The 22,837-nt window shown below is 63.5% G+C and carries 20 protein-coding genes; 5 read left to right on the top strand and 15 right to left on the bottom strand.

The window, feature by feature from the left end; translation table 11 throughout:
- Positions 1-7: 7 nt before the first annotated feature.
- The 7 genes from NY78_RS02565 to elbB form a co-directional block, all read right to left on the bottom strand.
- Complete coding sequence (locus NY78_RS02565; RefSeq protein ID WP_043631260.1) at positions 8-928, bottom strand: hypothetical protein; 921 nt, start codon at positions 926-928, stop codon at positions 8-10.
- Positions 929-992: 64 nt separating this feature from the next.
- Positions 993-2,459: a PP2C family protein-serine/threonine phosphatase gene (locus tag NY78_RS02560; protein WP_331428902.1), complete on the bottom strand. Its 1,467-nt coding sequence runs from the start codon at positions 2,457-2,459 to the stop codon at positions 993-995.
- A gap of 290 nt (positions 2,460-2,749) precedes the next feature.
- Complete coding sequence (gene typA, locus NY78_RS02555; RefSeq protein ID WP_043631258.1) at positions 2,750-4,588, bottom strand: translational GTPase TypA; 1,839 nt, start codon at positions 4,586-4,588, stop codon at positions 2,750-2,752.
- 78 nt (positions 4,589-4,666) lie between these two features.
- Positions 4,667-6,385: a sensor histidine kinase gene (locus NY78_RS02550; protein ID WP_043631255.1), complete on the bottom strand. Its 1,719-nt coding sequence runs from the start codon at positions 6,383-6,385 to the stop codon at positions 4,667-4,669.
- Entirely contained in the window at positions 6,357-7,538 is a 1,182-nt protein-coding gene (gene ercA, locus NY78_RS02545) for an alcohol dehydrogenase-like regulatory protein ErcA (RefSeq protein ID WP_043631252.1), read from the bottom strand. Before ercA ends, NY78_RS02550 begins: the two co-directional genes overlap by 29 nt.
- Positions 7,539-7,590: 52 nt before the next feature.
- Positions 7,591-8,367 carry a carbohydrate deacetylase gene (locus NY78_RS02540; RefSeq protein ID WP_043631249.1) on the bottom strand — a complete coding sequence of 259 codons (777 nt, stop codon included), beginning with the start codon at positions 8,365-8,367 and terminating at the stop codon, positions 7,591-7,593.
- A 30-nt stretch (positions 8,368-8,397) separates the two neighbouring features.
- The gene (gene elbB / locus NY78_RS02535) at positions 8,398-9,057 is read right to left on the bottom strand and encodes an isoprenoid biosynthesis glyoxalase ElbB (protein WP_043631246.1); all 660 of its coding nucleotides are present in this window, start codon (positions 9,055-9,057) and stop codon (positions 8,398-8,400) included.
- A gap of 140 nt (positions 9,058-9,197) precedes the next feature.
- On the opposite strand from elbB, the gene NY78_RS02530 reads away from it, so the two are divergent.
- The 5 genes from NY78_RS02530 to selD are packed head-to-tail and all read left to right on the top strand — an operon-like array spanning position 9,198 to position 14,213.
- Positions 9,198-10,391, top strand: coding sequence for a LeuA family protein (locus tag NY78_RS02530; protein ID WP_043631244.1), 1,194 nt, complete (start codon positions 9,198-9,200; stop codon positions 10,389-10,391).
- Positions 10,388-11,113, top strand: a complete 726-nt coding sequence (locus tag NY78_RS02525; protein WP_043631241.1) for a hypothetical protein — start codon at positions 10,388-10,390, stop codon at positions 11,111-11,113. Before NY78_RS02530 ends, NY78_RS02525 begins: the two co-directional genes overlap by 4 nt.
- Positions 11,110-12,906 carry an ABC transporter ATP-binding protein gene (locus NY78_RS02520; protein ID WP_047959987.1) on the top strand — a complete coding sequence of 599 codons (1,797 nt, stop codon included), beginning with the start codon at positions 11,110-11,112 and terminating at the stop codon, positions 12,904-12,906. The genes NY78_RS02525 and NY78_RS02520 overlap by 4 nt, the downstream gene beginning before the upstream one ends.
- Positions 12,907-12,948: 42 nt before the next feature.
- A complete protein-coding gene (locus NY78_RS02515; protein ID WP_043631626.1) occupies positions 12,949-13,173 on the top strand; it encodes a hypothetical protein in 225 nt (74 codons plus the stop codon).
- The gene (selD, locus tag NY78_RS02510; RefSeq protein WP_082139864.1) at positions 13,170-14,213 is read left to right on the top strand and encodes a selenide, water dikinase SelD; all 1,044 of its coding nucleotides are present in this window, start codon (positions 13,170-13,172) and stop codon (positions 14,211-14,213) included. The genes NY78_RS02515 and selD overlap by 4 nt, the downstream gene beginning before the upstream one ends.
- Positions 14,214-14,306: 93 nt before the next feature.
- On the opposite strand, the gene NY78_RS02505 is transcribed toward selD, so the two are convergent.
- The 8 genes from NY78_RS02505 to NY78_RS02470 all read right to left on the bottom strand — a co-directional run bounded on the left by NY78_RS02505 (position 14,307) and on the right by NY78_RS02470 (position 22,750).
- Positions 14,307-14,879, bottom strand: a complete 573-nt coding sequence (locus NY78_RS02505) for a dienelactone hydrolase family protein (RefSeq protein ID WP_053062119.1) — start codon at positions 14,877-14,879, stop codon at positions 14,307-14,309.
- Between the two features lie 135 nt (positions 14,880-15,014).
- Positions 15,015-15,551 (bottom strand): hypothetical protein, encoded by a 537-nt coding sequence (locus NY78_RS02500; RefSeq protein WP_043631237.1) that lies wholly within the window; start codon positions 15,549-15,551, stop codon positions 15,015-15,017.
- 350 nt (positions 15,552-15,901) lie between these two features.
- Positions 15,902-16,171 (bottom strand): 30S ribosomal protein S20, encoded by a 270-nt coding sequence (gene rpsT / locus NY78_RS02495; RefSeq protein WP_043631234.1) that lies wholly within the window; start codon positions 16,169-16,171, stop codon positions 15,902-15,904.
- Positions 16,172-16,253: 82 nt separating this feature from the next.
- Positions 16,254-18,347, bottom strand: a complete 2,094-nt coding sequence (glyS, locus tag NY78_RS02490) for a glycine--tRNA ligase subunit beta (protein WP_043631233.1) — start codon at positions 18,345-18,347, stop codon at positions 16,254-16,256.
- Positions 18,348-18,359: 12 nt separating this feature from the next.
- A complete protein-coding gene (locus NY78_RS02485; RefSeq protein WP_043631231.1) occupies positions 18,360-19,232 on the bottom strand; it encodes a glycine--tRNA ligase subunit alpha in 873 nt (290 codons plus the stop codon).
- A 90-nt stretch (positions 19,233-19,322) separates the two neighbouring features.
- Positions 19,323-20,069 (bottom strand): DNA repair protein RecO, encoded by a 747-nt coding sequence (gene recO / locus NY78_RS02480; protein WP_043631229.1) that lies wholly within the window; start codon positions 20,067-20,069, stop codon positions 19,323-19,325.
- Between the two features lie 169 nt (positions 20,070-20,238).
- Entirely contained in the window at positions 20,239-21,675 is a 1,437-nt protein-coding gene (locus NY78_RS25715) for a RodZ domain-containing protein (protein WP_043631226.1), read from the bottom strand.
- Positions 21,676-21,742: 67 nt separating this feature from the next.
- Positions 21,743-22,750 carry a SurA N-terminal domain-containing protein gene (locus NY78_RS02470; RefSeq protein WP_043631223.1) on the bottom strand — a complete coding sequence of 336 codons (1,008 nt, stop codon included), beginning with the start codon at positions 22,748-22,750 and terminating at the stop codon, positions 21,743-21,745.
- Positions 22,751-22,837 lie beyond the last annotated feature (87 nt).

The raw sequence follows: 22,837 nt of genomic DNA, 5'->3' as shown, positions 1-22,837 counted from the left end.
GAATCCTTCAGGCCAGCGAGGATGGTATCAGGCGCTGGTACTTGTCGCGAAGAATGGCCAAAGCCTCTTCCTCGCGGCGCACATACAGGTCCGGGGTAAACAGGGCCTTATGGCCGACGCTGTGCCGCACGCAGGACGACAGCGGCACATGGGCAAAGGCATGGCCCAGATGCACCATGTCGCCAAACCAAGCCACGCCGATGTCCAAAATGCCGTTTCCCGTCCAGGGATTGCCCACATCGACGTAAGCTCCAAAAGGCCGGGCCGGACCTTGGGGACAGGTATCGGGCCGCACTGCGTCCATGCGCAGCAGACAGCAAAACTCATTGAGCCGGCACTCCGGCAAGGGCCAGGGGCGGTTGCGTAGGGCTTCGGTCGGCTCGTCCAAATATCTGCGACGGTACACGGACGGGTCCAGGTCGGCATAAAGCGCGGCCAGCTGCGCGAAATCCGGGCGGTAGTCCAGATAGCGCCCTGGTCCGCAGTGGCCAACCATCCCCGCCGGACACAGCCAGCACTGGCCGATTTCCCCGGCTCCGGACTGGCTGCCCAGGCCGCCGAGCAACAACCCGACAACGTCGCCGACAAACTCGCAATCATTGTGGATGAGCAACAAATACCGTTTGTCCGTGCGCTCAAAGGCCCACTGGTAGCGCAGGGCATGGCGGTAGGCCGGGTCACCGAGCCGGCCGGGTTCGACGGCATAGCGCCAGTTCATGAAGGATGGCCGGTGATGGACGATGCGGTCTCCCATGGCGGCCAGGATGTCGGCATGGGCAAAAACGGCATTAAGACCATCCGCCTCTTCATTGAAATAGATGCGGTCAATGAAACGACCGCTGTGGGCCAGCAGCGAGACCAGCGCCAGGGCGGTCTGGGCCGGTTTGCCAAAAACATTGATGGCGACATCGACAATGCGTGCTTTCATAGGGACAGCCTGACCGGCGTCATAGCCCATGGTCGGCTGCCGGGCAAGGCCGCGACCGGGCTGGTTAGGGGAAGCGGATGGCCACCATGGTAATGTCGTCCTCCCGGGGATGCCCCTGGCCAAAGGCCTCCAGGTCGTGAGCCACAATGGCAAGAATCTGCGTCACTGGTTTGCCGACATTTTTTTGCAGCAGATCAAGCAGCCGACGTTTGCCAAACATTCTTTCCGCATTGCCGGTGGTTTCCCAGATACCGTCAGTGCCGATGAAAACAATGCCGTCAACCGGCCAGGGGCCGGCCTGGGCCACGTACCGGAACCCCTCCACCACGCCGAGCGGCGGACCGCCGCCGCCCAACTCCGAGAATCCTTCCTGGTCGGCATGCACGACCATGGCCGGATCGTGACCGGCCCGGACCCAGCGCAGGCGTTTGGCGGCAGTGTCAATTTCCAGATAAAATAGCGTCAGAAACCGCCCCGTGCCATAGACATCCTCGGCCACCCGGGAATTGACCGCGCTGACCACAGCCCCGGGATCGGCGTACATGGCCGCAGCCATGCGCACCGTGGCCCGGGCCGAGGCCATAAGCAGGGCCGGTCCCACGCCATGGCCGGCCACGTCGGCCACCACCACGACAGTCTTTCCCCGTCCAAGCTCAATAAAATCGTAATAATCCCCACCGGTCTCATCGCAGTAATCGCTCGATGCCGCGATTTCGAGGCCCGCAATCAGGGGAGGCGCCGCAGGGAGCAGATTGCGTTGCACATCCTCGGCCACCTTGAGGGCATCAAGCAGCGCCAGCCGGTGCGATAGCCCCAGGATCATAGCATTGGCCTCACCCGCGATCAGCCCGAACTCGTCGGACGTGGCCACCGGCAAACGGACGCTCAGATCCCCCTGGCGCACCCGGGCCAGTCCCTGGGTGATGGTGCCGAAGAGCAGCTTCAGATTGCCGGCGTAGAGCACAATCAACCGGGAAACAGAGACCAGCAGCACGGCCATGACAAAGGCGATCTCGAGAACAACCGACTCCCTGGCCCGGGCCAGTACGGCCGGATCACGCTCAAGACTCGACAGCCAAGCCACGTCCCCGGCCCAGATCAACCCGAAAATACCCATGAGCAGGCAGGCGACCGCAGCGGCCATGAGCAGAAAGCGCCGGCTCAGGCTGCGCAATTGGCGCGGCCGGGCGGCAGACTCCCCTGCCTCGACCGCCTCCCTGGCCCGCAGCACCAGGGACCGAAGCCGCAACAACGCGCCCTCAAGGCCAAGGTAGAACCCGCCCGCCAGCGATCCAATGACAAGTTTCCAGCCGGAAACCCAGAGAAAACCGATCCGGGCCTCCATGCCAAGGCCAGCCAGCACCCCGGCCAGCAGACACGCCCCCATTTCCAGCTGAAACTGGCGCGAAGGCTGGTCATGGACGGGGCCAACCAAAACATACCAGCGCGTAAAAAAGCCCCGCAGCGCCAGAGGCACGGCAAAGGAAGCAGCCAGCATGGCCCCCAGCTGCACGGGGGGCACAGCTTCAATGAAAGGTCAGACCTGACCGCCGTAGGCTGTCAGCAGAACGATAACGCCGAGATAACGAACAGCGACGGCCAGGAAACCGGGCATGGGCTGGTGTACGTTCATTCCATCGTCATGCCTGAAGGGAGCGAAGCTGGCAATGCCCTCTGTTGCCACGGCCGTCAGCCGCACTGTACCCGTGGCGCGAAACCACAAAAAGGGACGGCGGCCTGCGCCGGGATGGAGCAACCACCCAGGCACAGACCGCCGCCCAAAAGACACGCCTGGGGCGTGCAATCCCCAGGGAAAAGGCTCTAGCTGCCCTTTTTCCTGGCTCCGTCGAGGACGTGACGATCCTTGGCCGGCAGCACGTTCTTGCGCAGGCGAATGGACAGCGGCGTGATCTCCACCATCTCGTCTTCGCGCACGAAATGCAGCGCCCGTTCCAAGGTCATAGGCAGCACCGGCGTGAGAATGACATGTTCATCCTTGCCGGAAGCCCGCATGTTGGTGAGCTTTTTTTCCTTGCACGGATTGACGTTGATGTCGTTGTCGCGGTTGTGCTCGCCAACGATCATGCCCTCGTAGACCGGCTCGCCCTGGGTGATAAACAGCCGGCCGCGCGGTTCGAGGTTAAACAGGGCATACGGCACGCCAACCCCTTCGCGGTCACTGACAATGGAACCGGTGAAACGGCTGGGGAAGTCGCCCCGATAGTCGTCGTACCCGGAGAACGACGAGTTCATGATGCCGGTGCCCTTGGTGTCGGTCAGAAATTCATCGCGGTAGCCGATGAGTCCCCGGGCGGGAATGGAGAACTCCAGGCGCACCCGGCCCGAACCATGGTTGACCAGATTGAGCATCCGGCCCTTGCGCACGGACAGCTTCTCCGTAATCACGCCGACAAAGGCTTCGTCGGTGTCGATAAACAGGTGTTCGATGGGTTCCTTGCACACGCCGTCTTCCGTGCGGTAGATGACCTCGGGCCGTCCCACGGACAGCTCGAAGCCTTCGCGGCGCATGGTCTCGACGATAATCGCCATCTGGAACTCGCCCCGGCCCTTGACCGTAAAAGCGTCCTTGTCCTCGGTCTCCTCCACCTTGATGGCCACGTTGCGCAGGGTCTCTTTATAGAGGCGCTCGCGCAGTTTGGCCGACTGCACAAACTTGCCCTCGCGCCCGGCAAAGGGCGAGGAGTTGATGGCAAAGCGCATGGACACGGTGGGTTCGTCCACATTGATGCGCGGCAGGGCCTTGGGCGAATCGGCCACGGTGATGGTGTCACCGATGGTCACGTCGTCGACGCCGGAGAGCACCAGGATATCGCCCGGATCAGCCGCCTCGGTCTCGGTGAGCTTGGGGCCTTGATAGACCTGGAGCTTGGAGACGCGAAGGGGACGCGGCGCATTGTTGGCATCGATGCACACCAGGGTCTGGTTGATGTGGGCCGTGCCCGAGACGACGCGGCCGACGGCCAGACGTCCCAGAAATTCGGAATAGCCCAGATCGGACACGAGCATCCGGAACGGTTCGGACGCATCGTGGACCGGGCCGGGAATCTGGCTCAGGATCGTCTCGAACAAGGGCGAAAGGTCGCCGCTCTCGTCATCCAGGCTGCGCTTGGCCATGCCTTCACGGCCGATGGCGTAGAGCACCGGAAACTCAAGCTGCTCTTCGGAAGCGTCGAGATCAATAAAGAGGTCGTAAATTTCGTTGAGGACTTCCTCGACCCGGGCGTCTTTGCGGTCGATCTTGTTGACGGCCACGATAACCGGCAGTCCCCGGTCCAGGGTTTTTTTGAGCACGAAGCGCGTCTGGGGCAGCGGCCCCTCGGAAGCATCGACCAGCAGGACTGCGCCGTCGACCATCGACAAGGCCCGTTCCACTTCGCCGCCGAAGTCGGCGTGGCCCGGGGTGTCGATGATGTTGATTTTAACCCCGTTCCAGATCACGGCGCAATTTTTTGCGGCAATGGTGATGCCGCGTTCGCGCTCCAAATCCATGCTGTCCATAATGCGGTCCGTCATTTCCTGGTTCTGGCGGAACAGACCGCTTTGACGGAACATATGGTCAACCAGCGTGGTTTTGCCGTGGTCGACGTGGGCGATGATGGCGATATTGCGCAGGGCTTCGTTTCTGGTCGCGTTTTTCATGCAGGAATCCTTGAAGGGCGTTGGGGGCGAACGTCGGGAACGTCGCCGGGGGACGGGGACATACCGCAATGGCCGAAGTTAGGCAATCGGCAGCGTGAAGGTAAAGGTACTGCCGATCCCGGGCTTTGATACAAAAAAAATGCGACCGCCGTGTGACTCGACAATATGTTTGCAGATGGCCAGCCCAAGTCCGGTGCCTTTGGGCTTGTTGGTCAGGGTCGCCCCGATCTGGTTGAACTTCTCAAAGACCTTGTGCTGCTCGGCCTCGGGGATACCGATACCGGTGTCGACGATCTCGATGACAATGGACCGCCCCTGCACCCTGGCCCGGCAGGCGACCGACCCACACTCGGTAAACTTCAGCGCATTGGAGACCAGATTGACCAATACCTGGATAAGCCTGTCGCGGTCGCCCACGATTTCCGGCAACCGGCCCTCGATGCGGGTGGTCAGACTGACCTTCTTGTCCTGCAAAAGCCCCACCGAGGCGCTCATGACGTGGCGGATGACCTCGGCTACATCCACGGATTCTTTGGTGAAGGCCACTTTGCCGGCTTCAAGTTTGGCCAGATCGAGGACGTCGTTGATCAGGTGTTTGAGGCGCTCACCCTCGGCCACAATGATGCCGAGATTTTCCTGGACCTGTTCAGCCTGTCTCCTTTGGCGGGGATGCCCTTCGACCAGGGGGGCCAGCAGCTGCCCCAGGCGCTTTTGGATGAGCACGGCAAAGCCCAGCACCGAGGTCAGCGGCGTACGGATTTCGTGGGAAACCATGGACAAAAAATCGGATTTGGCCCGGTTGGCCGCCTCGGCCGCTTCCTCGGCCCGTTTGCGGATGGTCACTTCATGGACAAGGCGCTCGTTTATGCGGGTGAGTTCCTCCGTCCGCTCGGCCACACGTTGCTCCAGTTCGTCATGATAACGCAGCAGCGTTTGTTCCGCCTGCTTGCGAATCGACACGTCCTGGACAGAACCGTCGAAGCGTTCGGCCACGCCGGCGTCATCACAGATACGCCGGGCGTTTATGAGCCCCCAGATGCGCGTGCCGCTTTTGGTCAGGAGTTGGACGTCCAGATTTTTGACATGGTTGTAGCGCGCGAGCTCCGAGCGGATGCGGTGGCGATCTTCAGGACTGGCCACGACCTCGTCCACTACGCTTTTGACGTGGCGCATAAGTTCAGCCGGTGACTCGTAGCCGAGAATACTGGCCAAGGCCGGGTTGACGTTCATAAGCCGGCCGGACAACGTGCTTTGGAAAATGCCTTCGGCGGCATTTTCCACGATGCCCCGGTAGCGTTCCTCGGCCCGACGCAGGGCTTCTTCGCTTTTTTTGCGTTCGGTGACGTCGCGGGCCACGATAACGGCCATAGGGCCGCCGCCGCCCTGGGCCAAGCGAAAGGTCATTTCCACCGGCAGGTTGCCGCCTGGAAGATCCCCTGGCCGCACCAGAGAGGTTTCAATCCGCCCAGCCGCGAAATCGCCGGAAAAAAGGCCGCGCAGCCGGCAGACCGCATCGATGGGCAAAAGATCTTCAAAGGTCCGGCCCACCAGTTCGGGGCTGTCCAAACGCAGCATGGCCCCGGCCGCCCCGGCCGCGTCGGTGATGCGCCCACTGTCCACGTCGACCAAAAAGATGGCGTCGCCGGTCTGATCCAACAGGGAGCGAAACCGCTCCAACTCCTCCAGGCGGCGACGCAGTTCCGGGTAATAACTTTTGCTGACCGAGTGCTCGCCAAACCCGAGCAGTCGGATGCGCCGGTCGTCGGACTCAGGCAAGGGGCTGGCTGGCGCTTTCATAGATGGCTTCGAGGTCGGCTTGGGAGGGCTGGCGCGGATTGGTCAGCATACAAGGATCATCCAGGGCGCGCTTGGCCAGATCGCCATACGTCTCCCGGGCAATGCCGAGTTCTGTCAGTCCCTGATTGATGCCAACAGAACGCTTGAGCGCCCGCAGACGCTCGATGACGGCGTTTTTGCGGACAGCGGCCGGAGCATCGTCGTCTAGAACAGCCCCAAGGCAGCGCCCCAGGATATCGAAACGTTCTGAAGCGGCTTCGTAATTATAAGCCACGACATGATCGAGTAAAATGGCGTTGCACAGGCCATGAGGCAGATCGAGCAGCCCGCCGAGACTGTGGGCCAGGGCATGGACCGCGCCGAGAATGGCATTGGAAAAGGCCATGCCCGCATACAGGCTGGCCAACTGCACCGCTCCCCGTGCCTCAATATCGGCCGGAGCAGTCATGACTATGGGCAGATTGGCGGCAAGGAGCCGCACGGCTTCCAAGGCAAAAAGATCGGTGACCGGTCCCTGAGCGTTGGAAACATACGCCTCCATGGCATGGGTCAGGGCATCGAGTCCGGTATGCGCCGTAAGCTCGGGCGGCATAGTCAGCGTGACATCCGGATCGATAAGCGCCGCATCCGGGATAAGCGTCTTGCTGGCGATGACGACCTTGCGTTGGCGGGTCGTGTCGGTGATGATGGCGAACTGGGAGACTTCAGCCCCGGTGCCGGCCGTGGTCGGCACGCACAAAAGCGGCGGCCCCGGGCGCTCGACGTTATCCACGCCCTCGAAAGACAGGATGTGGCGTTTGTTGGCCGAAACAATACCTATGGCCTTGGCGCAGTCCATGGCCGAACCGCCGCCCACAGCCACAATGGCGTCGCAAACGCAGTCGGCAAAAGCTGCGGCCCCGGCCATCACTTCATGGTCGCGGGGATTGGAGGACAAAGCCTCGAAACGCTCGGTGGCGACCCCGGCTTCCGTCAGGCTCTCCTCCACACGCTGCGTCCAGCCGTAGCGGGAAAGCCCGGGGTCGGCCACCAGCAAGGCCCGGCGTACCCCAAGTCCCGCCGCCTGCCGGCCGGCCAGATGCAGCGATCCCCGGCCGAAAACAAATTCCGGGGCCACAAATTTGCGCATGGACAGCAGCAGTCTCTCCGGCATGCGCGCATCCTTTGACGGCTCTCACCCAAAGCCGCCTGATCCGAAATATCGTTTAGGTCACAACTTGTGCCAGCGCTGCCGCGTCAAGAAGCGTCACCCCGCGCCCGGCCAAGAGCTCCGGCAGCTCCGGAACACAAAACACCCGCAGTTCGTCCTCCCGGCCGGCAGCATAGGTGCTGATCGCGGCCAGGGCGTCGTCGTTTCGCCCGGGGTGGCACATGATTTCCACCGTCCCCTGCCCGCCAAGGGCGGCAAAGGCCGCATCGACCAGGGACAGGAACCGGACGATCGTCAGGTCTTCCCCGAAGAACCGGGTCACGCAGACATTGGCATGAGCCACCCCGGCGTTGTCCATGGCCAGGCGCATGTCGTCGGACAGCGCCCGGGCCGGGATGCCCAGTTCCCGGGCCAGTTCCAGAAACACCCCGAACACCTCGGGACGCTTGTGGATATGATGATGGGAATCGAGGTGGCTGGGCTCAAATCCGGTCTCCCGAAAACGAGCCAACTGCGCCCGCCATTCACGAGCTACCTCATCCGGGTTCACATCCGCCACCGCGACCTTTTTGCGGGGAAACCGGCCGTCGCTGCCGACCAGACTGGGCACGTCTGTCCCGGGCAGGCAGGGCGTGCCGCCGGTCAGTTGCAGGTGGAGTCCCACCCGGCCGGCAAACCTCCGACCATGGCGTATGATACGCTCCACCGCCCCAGGCACGCAGACCATGGCCGTGGTCCCGCCCACCACCCCGGCCGCCATGGCCTCGGCAATGCCGCTCGTCACGCCCTCGGTCAATCCAAAATCATCGGCATTGATAAAAAGCCGCCGCATCCGCCCTCCCTGGCCGTTACGAGAAAATGGTCAGGAAGCCCTGGCCATATCAAGCACGGCCGAAACCAGCTTTTCAATGCCAAGGGCGATATCGGCAATGCCGGGACCAAGCATGTAGGCCGGTGTGCTCACCAGCCGGTTGGCCGCATCCACCACGATGCTGTCCACCGGGCAGTCCACATGGTTGGCGCCGGCCTGGGTCAGCCCCTGGGCCGTGCCGGGATCATTGCCGATGGTCAGCTTCGGATGGTGTTCGCCAAGGGCCAGGGCCAGCACGGTCGGGGCGATGCAGATGGCGCCGATGGGCTTTTTAGCAGCGTGCATGGCCTGCAAAAAGGCCGCAACCGACGGTTCAACCGTGCCCTTGGCGCCGTTTATCGCAAAATCACACAGGTTGGTGGCCGCGCCAAGGCCCCCCGGCAAAATCAGGCCGTCGAAATCGGCCACTGTGGCCTGGGCCACGTCCGCCACCGGTCCCCGGGCGATACGGGCGGCTTCCACCCGGATGTTGCGCGTTTCGCCCATGGGCTTTTTCGTCCCATGGTCCATGGCGGCAACCGTGAGATCGGGAGCCAGACAGACTGCCTTGGCCCCGGCCTTGTTCAAAAAATACAGGGTCAGCGTGGCTTCGTGGATTTCCGAACCGTCCAGAACGCCGCAGCCAGACAGGAGTACGCCGATGGTCGTCATGCTCCGCTCCATGATGATCGTATGAAATGCCCTGCCGGACAGCGCCGGCTGCGCCAAAACGTATCCTCTGGTCCCTGCTACGTCAAACCGTTAGGCGGCTGGGGCGTTGCCTTTGCGGGGAAAACGGCGCATGAACGGACATGCCCAAGCGTTTGTCAGTTCCCGCACCGCTTTCGCCGCTGATCATTTCCGACACCACGCTTCGCGACGGCGCGCAAATGCCAGGCGTCCATTTTTCCATTGCCGACAAGGTGAGTATCGCCAAGGCCCTGGCCGAGGCCGGGGTGGACGTCATTGAAGCCGGCTTCCCGGCTGTGTCGGACAATGAGATCGAGGCCGTGCGCCGCATCGTCACTGAAGTCCCCGGCCCCCTGATTATGGTGTTGTGCCGGGCCATGGCCGCCGACATCGACGCCGCCTGGGACGCCCTGGGCAAGGCCCCGCCCGAGCGCCGGGGCGTGGGCGTCTTTCTGGCCACAAGCCCGCTGCATCGTCGCCACAAGCTGGGTAAGACCAAGGCCCAATGCCTGGACATGATTGCTTCGGCCGTGGCTTATGCCCGGCAGCGTTTCACCAAAGTGACGTTTAGCTGCGAGGACGGCAGCCGCACTGAGCCGGCTTTTTTGCGCCAAGCCTATACAACGGCCATGGACGCCGGGGCCACGGGCATTGGTTTTCCCGACACCGTCGGCGTGCTCACGCCGGAAGCCGCGCGCCGTCTGACCTCAATCCTGGCAAAGCTGGCCCATCCGCGCGGAGTCAAGGTGCGGGTGCATTTCCACAACGACTTGGGGCTGGCCACGGCCAACACCCTGGCGGCTGTGGCGGCCGGGGCCGACATCGTCCATCTGACCGTCGGCGGCATCGGCGAACGGGCCGGCAACGCCGCCCTGGAAGAGACGGTCATGGCCCTGAGCTTGCACCAAGCCCAGTACCGCCGCTCCATCCGGGTCGACACCACCCGGCTCACGGCTCTTTGCCGACTGGTGGCCGCGCATTCAGGGGTTGCCCTGCCCGCCAACAAGGCCATTGTCGGGGACAATGTGTTTGCCACCTCGGCCGGCGTGCATCAGGACGGCCTGCTCAAGCACCCCGACACCTACCTGCCCTTTCGCCCGGAACTGGTCGGAGCCGACGGCATCCGCCTGCCGCTCTCGGCCCACTCCGGCAAGGCGGCCCTGGCCCTGCACTTTTCCGCTCTGGGCTTGACCCTGTCCCCGGAGGAACTGAGCCGGGCCAGCCGCATCGTCAAAAACGCCGACAAGGCCGACTGGCTTGATGCCGACGCCCTGCTTCGCCGGGCGGCCGCCAAGGCCCGGGAAGAAGTCCCATGATCGCCCTGAGCGCCCTGCTGGCTGCCGGTCTGGCCCTGCTCCATCTCTACGTGCGTCTGCTCAGCCCCGTTCTCGACGCGCCGCGCAGCCTCTGGCTGTCCCTGGCCGGCGGCGCGGCCACAGCCTACGTCTTTGTCCACATCTTCCCCAGCCTGTGCGACGGCCAGGACACCCTGCTGCGGGCCGGCTGGGCCTGGGTGGCGGTCCTGGACCGCCATGTCTTTCTCATCGCCCTGGCCGGGTTGCTGGTCTTTTATGCCCTGGAACGGGCGGCCCTGGGCGTCCGAGGCGGTCGGGACAGGCCGCCGGTCGGCCCCGGGCAAGGCGTTTTCTGGCTCCACCTGACCTCGTTTGGCCTGTATAATTTCCTGATCGGCTATCTGCTCGTCAACCGGGTGACGCCCGGCCCGGCCAACCTTGTCACCTATTTCCTGGCCATGGCGCTGCATATGGCCGGCAACGACTATGGCCTTCGCCGCCACTTCACCGACAGCTACCGCCATCTGGGCCGACTGGCCCTGGCCGGGGCAGTGCTTGCCGGCTGGGGATTTGGCGTTGTCTTCCAGGTCCACGACGCCGTGCTGGCCATTTTATTTGCCTTCCTGGCCGGCGGCGTGGTCATGAACACCATGAAAGACGAATTACCCCTGGACGGCTCGGGCAATGCGCCGGCCTTCACCCTCGGCGCGGCAGGCTACGCCGCCCTGCTCCTGCTCGTATGAAAAAAACAACCATTCCCTCCGATGCTGCCAATGCCCCCAATGGTCCATTTTTCGGCCGCCATGTCTGGACGCTCTTTCGCTTCCTGCACCCCTACCGCCGGTCTTTTGGCCTGGGCCTGGGCTTAAACGTCCTGGCCCGGGCTTGCGACCTGCTGCCGCTGGCCCTGGCCGGCAAGGTTATCGACGCCGCTGTCCATGGGGTCACGTCACCCCACACCTATGTGCTCTTCGGGCTGGCCGTGCTGGCCTCGTTCGTGTTCCTGGCCATCTTCCAGAGCGGCTCGGATTACGTCCTGTCGGCCATGGCCCAGCGCACCCGCCACGATATCCGTCTGGCGCTCTACGGCCGGTTGCAGTCGCTCGACCCGGCCTATTTCGAGGATCGCCAGACCGGCGACATCATGTCGGTGGTGGTTGGCGACGTGGACACCCTGGAGAGCTTTCTGACCGACGCCACCACCTCGATCATTCGGGTCGTCGTCACCTTCCTGGGTATTTACGGCTACCTCTTTTTCCTGGAATGGCGGCTGGCCCTGCTTCTTTTCCTGCCGCTGCCCCTGGCCGTCTTCGCCATCCGCCGCTTCGTCACCCGGGTCCAGCCCCGCTACCGGGCGGCGCGCAAGGCCGTTGGGGCCATTGCCAGTCTGCTGGAAAACAACATCGCCGGCATGGGCGTCATCCAGGCCTACACGGCCGAAGCGCGCCTTCTGGCCGCAGTCGACGAACGCTCGGCCGCCTACCGCGACGAGGCCGTGGCCGCCGAGGCCGAACGGGCCCGGTTCCTGCCGGCCATGTACGCCGTGGCCGGATTGTCCTTTGCCGCAGTCTTTGCCGGCGGCGGCTGGCTGGTGGCGGCCGGCAACGGGCCGACGGTCGGCGACTACACCACCTTCACGCTTTTTGCCGCGCGTCTGGTACTGCCGCTTTTCGTCTTCGGGATGCTGATTAACCAGATCCAGCGGGCCGAGGCTGCGGCTGCGCGCATTGCCGAACTGTTGGCCACCAAGCCCCGCATCGTGGACCGGCCCGAGGCCGTGGCTCTTTCCGAGCGGCCCCGGGAGATCGTTTTCCGCGATGTCCGTTTTGCCTATCCCGGGCGCGAGCCGGTCCTCCACGGCATCAGCTTCACTCTGGCCCAGGGCGAAGTGGTCGGTGTGGTCGGCCCGACCGGAGCCGGCAAGTCCACCCTGGTCAAACTGCTCCTGCGCTATTTCGAGCCGACCGACGGCGAGATTCTGGTCAACGGCGCGCCGCTTGGGGCTATCACCCTGGCCAGCTACCGCCAGCGTCTGGGCTATGTTTCCCAGGACGCCTTCCTGTTTCACGGGACAGTGGCCGAAAACATTCTCCTCGGCGATCCCGAGGCCGATTTGTCCGCCGTACGCCGGGCCGCAACCATGGCCGGGGCCGACGACTTCATCATGCGCCTGCCGTCGGGCTACGACACGCTCATCGGCGAACGCGGCATGAAGCTCTCCGGCGGCGAACGCCAGCGGGTGTCCCTGGCCCGGGCCATCCTGCGCGATCCGGCCCTGCTTCTCCTTGACGAGGCCACCTCGGCTGTCGATACCCGCACCGAGGCTGTCATCCAGCACAACCTCCACGAATTCCGCCAGGGCCGGCTCACCCTGGCCGTGGCCCACCGCCTGTCCACCGTGCGCCAATGCGCCCAGATTCTGGTCATCGTCGAGGGCTGTGTGGTCGAACGCGGCAACCACGAATCCCTGCTGGCTGCCGGCGGGGTCTATGCCGGCATGTGGGCGGTGCAAAGCGGCGAGGAGACGGGCGCGTGACCGTTGCTTCCGGCGCAGCTTCCGTTGCGCAGAGACAACCCCGTGTCCTTTGATCCCGACACAACCACAGTGTTGGACCTCGTAGCCGCCCATCCGGCCACCGAGGCGGTCTTTCGCCGCTTCGACGCAGCGGCCGGCTGCTGCCTGTTATGCCAGGGGCTTTTCGAGACCGTCAGCGGTCTGGCCGCACGATTCGGCCTTGACCGCCGCACTCTGACGACCGATCTCTTGCTGGCCATCACCCAGGAGAAAGAGGAGCAACAATGACCGTCGAACTGGTCAAGACCGTCACCGCCGCCGGCTGAGCGGCCAAGATCGCTCCAGGGGACCTGGAAGCTGTCTTGCGGGGCCTGCCCCATATTTCCGATCCGCGCCTGCTCACCGGCCAGGGAGTCAACGAGGACGCCGCCATAGTGCGTCTTCCAGACGGCCGGGGGCTGGTGCAGACGGTGGACTTCTTCACGCCCATCGTTAACGATCCCTACAAGTTCGGACGCATCGCCGCGGTCAATGCCCTGTCCGACGTCTACGCCATGGGCGGGGTGCCGCTGGCGGCCATGAACATCGTCTGTTTTCCGGCCAAGACCATGGACACCGCTATTTTGGGGGAAATCCTGCGCGGCGGGTTGGATGCGGTGCTGGAAGCCGGGGCCGTGCCGGCCGGCGGGCACAGCGTTGAGGACAAGGAGATCAAGTACGGGCTGGCCGTGTCCGGGCTGGTCGATGCCGACCATTTCGCCTCCAACACGGGCCTTGTTCCCGGCGACGTGCTCCTTTTGACCAAACCCATCGGCACCGGCGTCATCGCTACGGCTATCAAGGGCGATTTCGGCGACAAAGTTGCGCTGGAGGAGCTCTTATTTACCTGGGCCGGGCGCTTGAACGCCGCTGGCGGCCGGGTGATCCGGGAACTGGGTCTCAAGGCGGCCACGGATGTGACGGGATTTGGCCTGGGCGGTCATGTGCTGGAGATGGCGGCAGCGTCCGGGGTTGCCGTGGAATTGCGGCTGGCCGACATTCCGTTCCTGCCGCAAGCCGTGGAACTGGCCGGCTATGGGATGCTGCCGGCCGGCAGTTTCGCCAACAAGCGCTACTGCGCCGGCACGGTTGCCATGGCGGCCGGGCTGGACCCCATCCGCTGCGATCTGGTCTTCGACGCCCAGACGTCCGGCGGGCTGGTGCTGGCCGTGCCGGAAGAGAAAGTGGCGGCGGCCCGACAGATGCTGGAAGATGCCGGCGATCTGGCGGCGGTCATTGGGCGGGTGGTCGAGGAAGAGGACGGAAAGGCACGGTTGCGCCTTGGTTGATCCAGGCCGTTGGGACTTCCCTGCGGTGCCTCAAGCGCCCAGAACAAAACCACATCTAAAGAGCCGCAACGTCGCGCACAAGCGCCACGGCGCTTAACCTGCCCCATGGCGGCGCGTCCAGCCCACGTATTGTTGTCGCACCATCTCCCTATACTTTCGAAAAAAATCCTCACAGTACCCCGGCGACAGCGGGTTCATAAAACCATGGGCCGCCCCTGGCCCGATATGCACGGCAACATTCTCCGATGCCATCCGCGCGATGATCGTCTTCGGGTCAAACGCGGCTTCGACCTCGGCAAAAATCGCCTGCACCCGGCAGCGCGGCCGCGCATCAAGATGGTTGCGAATCCGGGAGCCGTAAAAGAGCACGGCCCGGCTGTCCGGATGGCAGCCCGCCCCGGCCGCGTGCAGCCAGACCGCCGTGGCCCCGGCGCTAAAGCCCACCAGAAAAGCCGGCTCCCCCCCCGCCGCCGCCGTAACCCTGGCCGCAAACCCGGCCACGCCTTCGCCGGCTACAAAAGCCGCGTGCGCCTCCTGTTCCGTGGCAAAGGGGCAGCCCTCGCCGTCCCACGGAGAGAGGACGACGGCCTGCCGGTCAAGCTGCCCGGCAAAGGCCTCAACTACCGGGGTCAGGCCGTAAATATCCGAGACAATGAAGGTCTTCATCGGTGGGCACACACGCTCGTTTCACAAACACACGATTTCAGGCAACGGTCGCCCAAATGTCACGCCAGACAAGACCGGCGCTGCCCGCTTCCCAGCCAAACGAAGGAGGGATGCGTTGCCCCTCTCTGCCCCGGGCTAGGGCAGGCAGGTCACTGCATCAATCTTCCACACGCCGCCGTCCTGGACCAGGGTAAAACGGCCGAGACTGTCTTTCTCGCCCGGCCACTTGTAACTGATCTCCGCCCGGCCGTCGCCAGAGGACGCCGTCTGGTACAGATACGCCCCGTCAGCCAGGTCCTGGGCGCAGGTCAATGGATTGTAATCCAGCCCGCACAATTCGCCGTCGAGATACTTGCCCTGGCAGTTCTCGGCAACGGTCGCCCGCTCTAGGGCCGCCAAGTCCGTGCGCAACCGGGGCGTTACATACCGCCCATAGTCCTTGCCGGCCCTGGCCTTGTACTGCGGCGTAGCCAGGAGAAATGCAACCAGATCGGGGTCTTTTTCCGACAGCCGCAGCACCCGGTCCAGGGTCTTTTCGGCCTCGGTTGCCGCCCGGTGATACCCGCCCTGCCCCAAGGCCAGGGCCACGGCCGTCTGTCCGGACAGGCCTGCTCCCAGATCCAAAACCACCACTGCCAGCACGCCAACCAGAAGCCAAAGCACATGTGCCATAAAGACCCTCCAGACCGGTCGCCAGGACCGGGCAACGCCACCCATAGCGCAGGGGACAATCGACCCCACCCCGTAAACACCAGCCCGCGCCGAGACGCCAGGACCGGGCAACGCCCAGCATAGCCCAAGGCCGGTCTCCCTGTCAGCCGGTCCCGGGGGCAGCCCCGACAACCGGATGGCCTCTCGCCAGCCCCGTAGCCACAGCCGCACACAAGACCCACCCCCAGGCAACGGCTGCCCTGGCCGGCCGTCCGACCCCACGCGCCAAGGCTGGCCCCGCCGGGAAAAACACCAAAAGCCCGCTACGGAACACCGCAGCGGGCTTTGGAAAAGCCAAGAATACCGGAAAGCTAGGCCGTCTTGGTCTTGTTGACGGCCGTGGTCAGGCGCGAGATGTTCCGCGCCGCAGCCTTCCAGTGAATGATCTTTTTGGTGGCAGCCTTGTCCAGCACCTTGGTGGCGGTGAGCAGGGCCGCTTCGGCAGTGGCAACATCCCCGCCAACCAGGGCGGCGCGCACGGCCTTGATGACGTTACGCACACGCGTCTTGACCGCCCGGTTACGAGCCCGAGCCAAGAGGTTTTGACGATGCCGCTTGATGGCAGATTTATGATTGGCCAAGGATCGTTCCTCCGTGAAATGTTCGCTGAAGCAGGGTTTGCTAAATCAAAGGCCCAACCCTGTCAAGCAGTTTAAGCCGCCGCTAGACCTGCAAGGCGGCGAAATCCGCCACCCGGCCCAGACGGTCAACCAACGATTTAAGCAGATTGAGGCGGTTAAGCCGCATATCCATGTCGTCGCACATGACCATGATATTGTCGAAAAAGGCGTCCACAGACGGCCGCAGCTCATAGAGCAGTTCGAGCACCGCAGCGTAGTCGCCGCTTGCAAACAGCGCATCAAAGCGGGGGAACACATCCGTGCAGACCGTCGCCAGGTCCTTCTCCGCCGGCTCTTCCAAGAGCTCGGCCTTGATCGTCCCGGTCAGCGGCACTCCGGCCCCGACGCCCTGTTTGCGGATGATGTTGGCCGCGCGTTTAAAGGTCAACACCGCCTGCCCGAAATCCGGCTTGGCGGCAAAGGTGGCCAGGGCAGCCATGCGGGCGGCCAGGGAGGCGATATCGGTATAGGACGCGCCAATGCCCGCCTCCACCACCAGGGTGTCGTAGCCCTGACCGGCGAAATACGCCTTGAGGCGCTGGCCGAAGAAGTCGAGCAGCTTGGCCAGCACGTGGGTGCGATCCACCTTGAACTTGACGTCGCTGTAACCGTCGATGGCCCCTTGCAGCAGTTCCATGAGATCCAGGCGCAAATCATGTTCGATCACGATGCGGCAGATGCCAAGGGCCGCCCGGCGCAGGGCGTACGGGTCGGCCGCGCCGGTGGGGGCCATGTCCAGGCCGAAACACCCGGCCAGGGTGTCGGCCTTGTCCGCGATCGACAAAATGGCTCCGGCCAGACTGGCCGGCACGGGGCTGTCGGGACCAGCCGGCAGGTACTGCTCGGCCACGGCCCGGGACACGGTCTTGGACTGGCCTTTGCGCCGTACGTAGATGCCGCCCATGATGCCTTGCAGCTCGGCGAATTCGCCCACCATGTCGGACACGAGGTCCACCTTGGCCAACCCGCCGGCCTGGGAGGCTTCGAGCATGATCTCGGGCTTGCCGGCCTTCTCGGCAATGACGCCGCACAACCGCTCCAGCCGACGCGATTTGTCGCGCATGGAGCCAAGCCCGGCCAGAAAGACGACGCTCTCAAGCTTCTTGTGCCAGGTCTCAAGATCGGTGCCCAGGTCGGCTTCCCAGAAAAACCGGGCGTCTTCCAACCGGGCGGTCAAGACCCGCTGCCAGCCCCGGCGCACCAGTTCGACATTGCCCGGGACGAGGCCGAGCGTGGTCAGAAACACGGGGAGCAAGCCGCCCTTGCCGTCTTCCACGGCAAAGCTCTTCTGGTGGCTCTCCATGCTGGTGATGAGCACTTCGCGGGGCACATCCAGGAACTTGCGGTCGATCTGGCCCATAAGCACCACCGGATGCTCGGTCAGGCCCGTCACTTCGACCAGCAGCGAGGGGCTGATGACCGCTGTGCCGCCGGCTTCCTTGGCCAGGGCCTCAGCCTGGGTGCGCACAATGCTTTCGCGTTCCCGGGCGTCGAGGACGACCTTGCCCTGGTCGCGGATGATGGTGAAATAGTCCGCCGCCGTTGGCACGTCAAAGGGGCCGGGACCCATGATGCGCTGGCCCCGGGTCTGGCGGCCGGAAACGATGCCGTCGAGTTCAAAGGGCACAATCGTGTCATCGAAGAGGGCCAGAAACCAGTGCACCGGCCGACCAAAGGCAAACTCCCGGCTGCCCCAGCGCATCCGCTTGGGGAAGGAAAGCTTCTTGACGGCTTCCAGGCAGATGCCGGGCAAGAGGTCCAGGGTGGCCTCGCCGCCGGTGTTTTTGCGCAAAGCCAGATACCGGCCCTTGCCCGTCTCCATGACAAAGACGTCGGCCACGTCGCAGCCCTGGCCCTTGGCAAAGCCGGCCGCAGCCGGGGTCGGGTTGCCCGAGGCGTCGTAGCCCACCCGCTCGGGCGGACCGGTGACGACTTCCTCTTCCTGGCGGGCGCGCGCGGCGATGTCGGCCACACTCACCACCAGCCGGCGCGGCGTGGCAAAGGCGGCCACCGGGCCGCATGCGACCTTGGCCTGGGTCAGGGCCTCGGCAAACAGGCTTTTCACCTCGTCGGTCAAGCCCGAGAGGAACCGGGCCGGCATTTCCTCAAATCCGATCTCAAACAAAAAATGGGACATGGCTTGCGTCCTTTAGCTTTTATTCAGAAGAGGATAGCCGAGTTCCGTGCGCTGGGCGGCGTAAAGCCGGGCCAGGGAGGAGGCCAGATTGCGCACCCGGCCGATATAGCCCGTGCGCTCGGTGATGGAGATGGCCCCCCGGGCTTCAAGCATGTTGAAGGCGTGGGAACACTTCAAGCAGTAGTCGTAGGCCGGCCAGGGCAGGCCCAGTTCGCACAGCCGTTTGCATTCCTTTTCGCAGGCATTGAAATGAGCCAGCAACATGGCCGCGTCGGATTCCTCGAAATTGTAGCGCGAATGCTCGTATTCGCCGCGCTGGAACACCTGGCCGTAGGTCACGTCCTCGTTCCAGTCCAAATCGTAGACGGAATCCTTCTGCTGCAGATACATGGTAATGCGTTCCAGGCCATAGGTGATCTCTACGGATACCGGCGACAGATCAATGCCGCCCACCTGCTGGAAGTAGGTGAACTGGGTGGCTTCCATGCCGTCGACCCAGACTTCCCAGCCCAGGCCCCAGGCCCCAAGGGTGGGGGATTCCCAGTCGTCTTCGACGAAGCGCACGTCGTGGTCCGAAGCGGAAAGTCCGATCGCGGCCAGACTTTGCAGGTAGAGGTCCTGGATGTTGTCCGGCGAGGGCTTCAGGATCACCTGGAACTGGTAATAATGCTGCAGGCGGTTGGGATTTTCTCCGTAACGGCCGTCGGTCGGGCGGCGGGAAGGCTGGACATAAGCAGCCTTCCAGGGTTCGGGACCGATGACCCGGAAAAATGTGGCCGGATTGAAGGTGCCGGCGCCGACTTCGCTGTCGTAGGGCTGGACCACGAGGCAGCCGGATTTGGCCCAGAAGTTTTGCAGCGTCAAGATGACATCCTGAAAATACATGCTCGCTCCAATTTCAAGGTTTCGCCGCCAGCCGGGCCGGGCGCGGCGATGCGTTGGGGTATGCGGCCCGAGGTGCGCCTTCCGGACGGATCAAGCCCGCACGAATCCGCCCTGTTCCCAGGCCAATCCCATGTGATAGCGCACAAGCAGGTCCACCGCCCGGGAAAACTCCCGGGCCGCCGCCGGCTCGGGCCGACAGCTGACCCAGCAGGCCGGGCTCTGTCCCACGGCCGCTTCCAGGAGCGAAAGCGCCTCACAGCCAAGGGGCAGACGCACCCCGCCCACCGTGGCGGTCCGGCAGTCCGGGCACAAAATCTTGCCTTCCTCCACATGGCACACGGCCCCGCGGCCAAGCGTGCCGCCGCAGGCCGCGCAGACGCCGCACTCGGGCATCAGGCCGTGGAGAAACGTCATTTTGGCCCGAAACAGCAACGGGAAAAGAGGCGACGGAGCCTCCGCGCCGTCCAAAGCCGCCAGCATCGCGCGCACCAGGCCATATGCCTCAGCCGCGCCCTGGGAACTGACGGGCACGGCCTCAAAAAATTTCAAACAATTGACAGCCATGCCCAGGCGCTGCGGATTGACGCGCAGCTGGCTTGGGGCGTCGAGCAGGCGGCCTTCGGTCAGGCAGTGGTAGCCTTTGTAGCCCGAACGCCGCACCTTGAACCGGACGTGGTTGAGCGGATCAAGACAGCCCAGGAACCGGCGGCGGCTTTTCATGCCCCCGAAGGCGAACGCGGTGTAGACCCCACGCACCGGCGACAACAGCCGCACCCAGGCGTCGATTTCCCGAAACCGTCGTACGGTCAGCACCAGGGCCTGTTCGCAAAACTCCATGCCGTTGCGCGCATCCTTGGGCCAGCCGCGGGTCCCAGGTAACCCGGAAAAGCGGCATCACAGCCAACCTTACATGTTTCGCCCCGACCAAACGGCAACCGCCTGATCGGGGCGACAATCTCCAGCATCAAAGCAGCCTTGAAGCCGCGCCGCGGCATCGCAAACGAGATTACGGGAAGCGGATGATCTTACTGCCGCCCTTCTCGGTGCTGACCGGCGTCTCCTTGCCGTCGTAGCGAAAGACGACGCTGCTCGGATTGCCGAGTTTGATCTCGATTTTCTCGTTAAAGGGAAAGCTGATGCTCTGGCCTTTTTTGACGTAGATTTCCTTGGACGGAGCCTTATCCGGGCTGACAATGACCCAACTGCCGTCCTGACCGAAAACCTCGACGGTCTTCCCGCCCGGCGTCCCCTCGGCGACCGGGGTTTGAGGGACCGCCGCAACAGCAGGCACGGCCGAAGTGGTTGCAGCTGAAGTGGTTGCAGGCGGTGGGGTCGTCACCGGTGCGGCCCCAACCGGAGCAGGCGAGGCCGCGTCCGTCTTTTTGGCAACGAATTTGAGGGTTTTGACCGACCCCTTGCCGGCCTGCAGCGGGTAGAGCTTATTGTCGAAATGGATTTCCACCGCGCCGGCATTCCCCAGGCGCACCAGGAGATAGTCGGCGAAGCGCCCGGTGAAGGTGTCGCCTTTTTCCAACATGGTCTCGTGCATGGAGCCGCCGTCAGCCCCGGCCTGCAGCCAGCAGCGTTCATTGGCCACGATGGCGACAACATGGGGGCCGGATTCGCCCACGGTAAACGTCTTGGTCGCAGCTGTCGCCGCCTGGGTCGGCGCGGCCGGAGCCGTCGGGGCTGCTTCAGGAGCCGACGGCACGGCCGGAACCGGAGCGGTGGGACCGCTGACGGCAATATCCTGGGTGGCCTTGTCCTCAAGGGTCAACGCCCCGTTCTGGGGCGTCTCCTGGGCCGGTCTGGCCGGCTCGGCAGGCGTCGGACCAACACCGGGAGGGGCCGGCACCGTGGGCGTCACCGCGACCGGAACCGCAGGAGCCGGTGGCGTAGCCGGCAAGACCGGCGCTGGCGCAACAACCGGCGCTGGCGCGGCGGATTCCAGGGCAGGCGGCGAGGCCGGTTTGGCGGATGCACCGGAAAGAGCCGCCGGCGTATCCGGCGCTTCGCCCTGGGAAGTGGAAAAGACCGCGCGCAGCACAAACCAGACGATACCCACCACGAGCAAGAGGCCAACCACACCCAGGGCCAGCAATTTGACCGGCGGCCGAGGTGCGTCGGAACGCATGGAACAGCCGCAATCCTCGTCCGCAATATCGGCGTTCAGCGTGCTCTCGCGGCCGTGTCCCGGCTCTTCCAGCTGATAAAGGCTTGATAACTGTGCTGTAAACTCGTCCTGATCCACGCCAAGAATCTTGGCGTAGTTTTTGATGAACCCCTTGGCATACACCGGATGGGGCAACGCACGTTCGTTGCCCTCTTCGATGGCGGCAAGACAGGATCGCGATATCTTGATCTTATCGGCCACAGTGTCGAGAGACAGGCCTTGTCGCTCCCGCTCCTCACGCAGCATCGTCCCTAGCTCGCGCAAATCCATATAAAAAACTCCTCTATGCCCGCCACGCCGGGAGCGGGAGGACTCCCGGACGACCGGATCGAAAGTCCTACAGCTTGACTTCGATCACGGCCTTGGACCGCAGATTGTCGATATAATCCTGAAAGAGTTTATCAAACTTCTGCTTGTACAACAGTTCCTGAATCTGGTCTTTGGCTGCCTCAAAGGATGCGCCGCCGGCGGCGACAGCAGGCGCGGCCGGTTTGGCCGGCTTGGCCGGCGCGGCCTGGGCCGAGCGTTGCATGAGCAGCACGGCCTTGCCATCAAGCATGACCGGCTCGCTGACCTGTCCGGCCGGCGCAGCCGACAGGGCAGCCTGCAGTGGGGCGGCCAGATCCTTGGCCTGCACATCGCCAAGATCACCGCCCTGATCCCGGCCGGGACCGATGGAAAATTTCTTGGCAGCATCAGCAAAGGTCATGGAACCGGAATTGATCTTGTCACGCAGTTCTTCGGCCTGCTTCTTGGACGGGACCATGATAAATCCCAACCCACCGGAGACTTTCGGGCCAAGCACCGATTTTGTTGTGGACAGGTTGTCCTTATTCTTTTCGTAGTAATCACGGATCTCATCATCGGTGACCAACACCTTGCGATGCACCATAAATCCCAGCAGACGTTTCTTGATGCTATCAGTACGCATCTTTTCGCGGAACTGCTTCAGTGTCATTCCTTCCTTGGCCAGTTCTGTCACAAGCTGCTGCTGCGTGAGGCTGTTCTTTTTCTTTAACTCGTCGATTTGGGAATCGATTTCCGTTTCAGAAACATTCACTTTCAGCTTGTTCGCTTCTTGTTCGATCAGCAGATCGGTGATCATGCTTTCAAGCACCTGTCGGCGCAATTCGTCTCCACGGGGGTCTCCTGGCTTGAGCGTCACACCCTGCGTGCGCGCGACCAGATCCACCACCTGGGTATTGACGTCAAACAAGGTGATGAGCTTGCCATTGACCACCGCCACCACCCGGTCCACCAGTTCAGCGGCTCTGGTCGGTGCGGCCGGTGCGGCCAGGGCGGCCAGAAGTGCCAACGCACAGAAAAATTTAGGCAGATGCGGCAATGTGTCCTCCATGGTAGAACTGGCAGGCTGCGTGCAAAGGACACGTCGCACCTGTCCGGCGACGCCCCGGAAACTCGCGCGGTCGTT

It is taken from the genome of Desulfovibrio sp. TomC, from assembly GCF_000801335.2.
In the GTDB taxonomy this organism is placed as follows: Bacteria; Desulfobacterota; Desulfovibrionia; order Desulfovibrionales; family Desulfovibrionaceae; genus Solidesulfovibrio.
Note: the sequence above shows the minus strand (reverse complement) of the source record. Positions and strands in the feature narration are given on the sequence as shown.

What these genes read in the sequence shown, in the direction of transcription:
- NY78_RS02565 (WP_043631260.1), bottom strand. Translation starts at nt 928, where the DNA reads ATGAAAGCACGCATTGTCGATGTCGCCATCAATGTTTTTGGCAAACCG.
- typA (WP_043631258.1), bottom strand. Translation starts at nt 4,588, where the DNA reads ATGAAAAACGCGACCAGAAACGAAGCCCTGCGCAATATCGCCATCATC.
- NY78_RS02550 (WP_043631255.1), bottom strand. Translation starts at nt 6,385, where the DNA reads ATGAAAGCGCCAGCCAGCCCCTTGCCTGAGTCCGACGACCGGCGCATC.
- ercA (WP_043631252.1), bottom strand. Translation starts at nt 7,538, where the DNA reads ATGCCGGAGAGACTGCTGCTGTCCATGCGCAAATTTGTGGCCCCGGAA.
- NY78_RS02540 (WP_043631249.1), bottom strand. Translation starts at nt 8,367, where the DNA reads ATGCGGCGGCTTTTTATCAATGCCGATGATTTTGGATTGACCGAGGGC.
- elbB (WP_043631246.1), bottom strand. Translation starts at nt 9,057, where the DNA reads ATGACGACCATCGGCGTACTCCTGTCTGGCTGCGGCGTTCTGGACGGT.
- NY78_RS02530 (WP_043631244.1), top strand. Translation starts at nt 9,198, where the DNA reads ATGCCCAAGCGTTTGTCAGTTCCCGCACCGCTTTCGCCGCTGATCATT.
- NY78_RS02525 (WP_043631241.1), top strand. Translation starts at nt 10,388, where the DNA reads ATGATCGCCCTGAGCGCCCTGCTGGCTGCCGGTCTGGCCCTGCTCCAT.
- NY78_RS02520 (WP_047959987.1), top strand. Translation starts at nt 11,110, where the DNA reads ATGAAAAAAACAACCATTCCCTCCGATGCTGCCAATGCCCCCAATGGT.
- NY78_RS02505 (WP_053062119.1), bottom strand. Translation starts at nt 14,879, where the DNA reads ATGAAGACCTTCATTGTCTCGGATATTTACGGCCTGACCCCGGTAGTT.
- NY78_RS02500 (WP_043631237.1), bottom strand. Translation starts at nt 15,551, where the DNA reads ATGGCACATGTGCTTTGGCTTCTGGTTGGCGTGCTGGCAGTGGTGGTT.
- glyS (WP_043631233.1), bottom strand. Translation starts at nt 18,347, where the DNA reads ATGTCCCATTTTTTGTTTGAGATCGGATTTGAGGAAATGCCGGCCCGG.
- NY78_RS02485 (WP_043631231.1), bottom strand. Translation starts at nt 19,232, where the DNA reads ATGTATTTTCAGGATGTCATCTTGACGCTGCAAAACTTCTGGGCCAAA.
- recO (WP_043631229.1), bottom strand. Translation starts at nt 20,069, where the DNA reads ATGGAGTTTTGCGAACAGGCCCTGGTGCTGACCGTACGACGGTTTCGG.
- NY78_RS25715 (WP_043631226.1), bottom strand. Translation starts at nt 21,675, where the DNA reads ATGGATTTGCGCGAGCTAGGGACGATGCTGCGTGAGGAGCGGGAGCGA.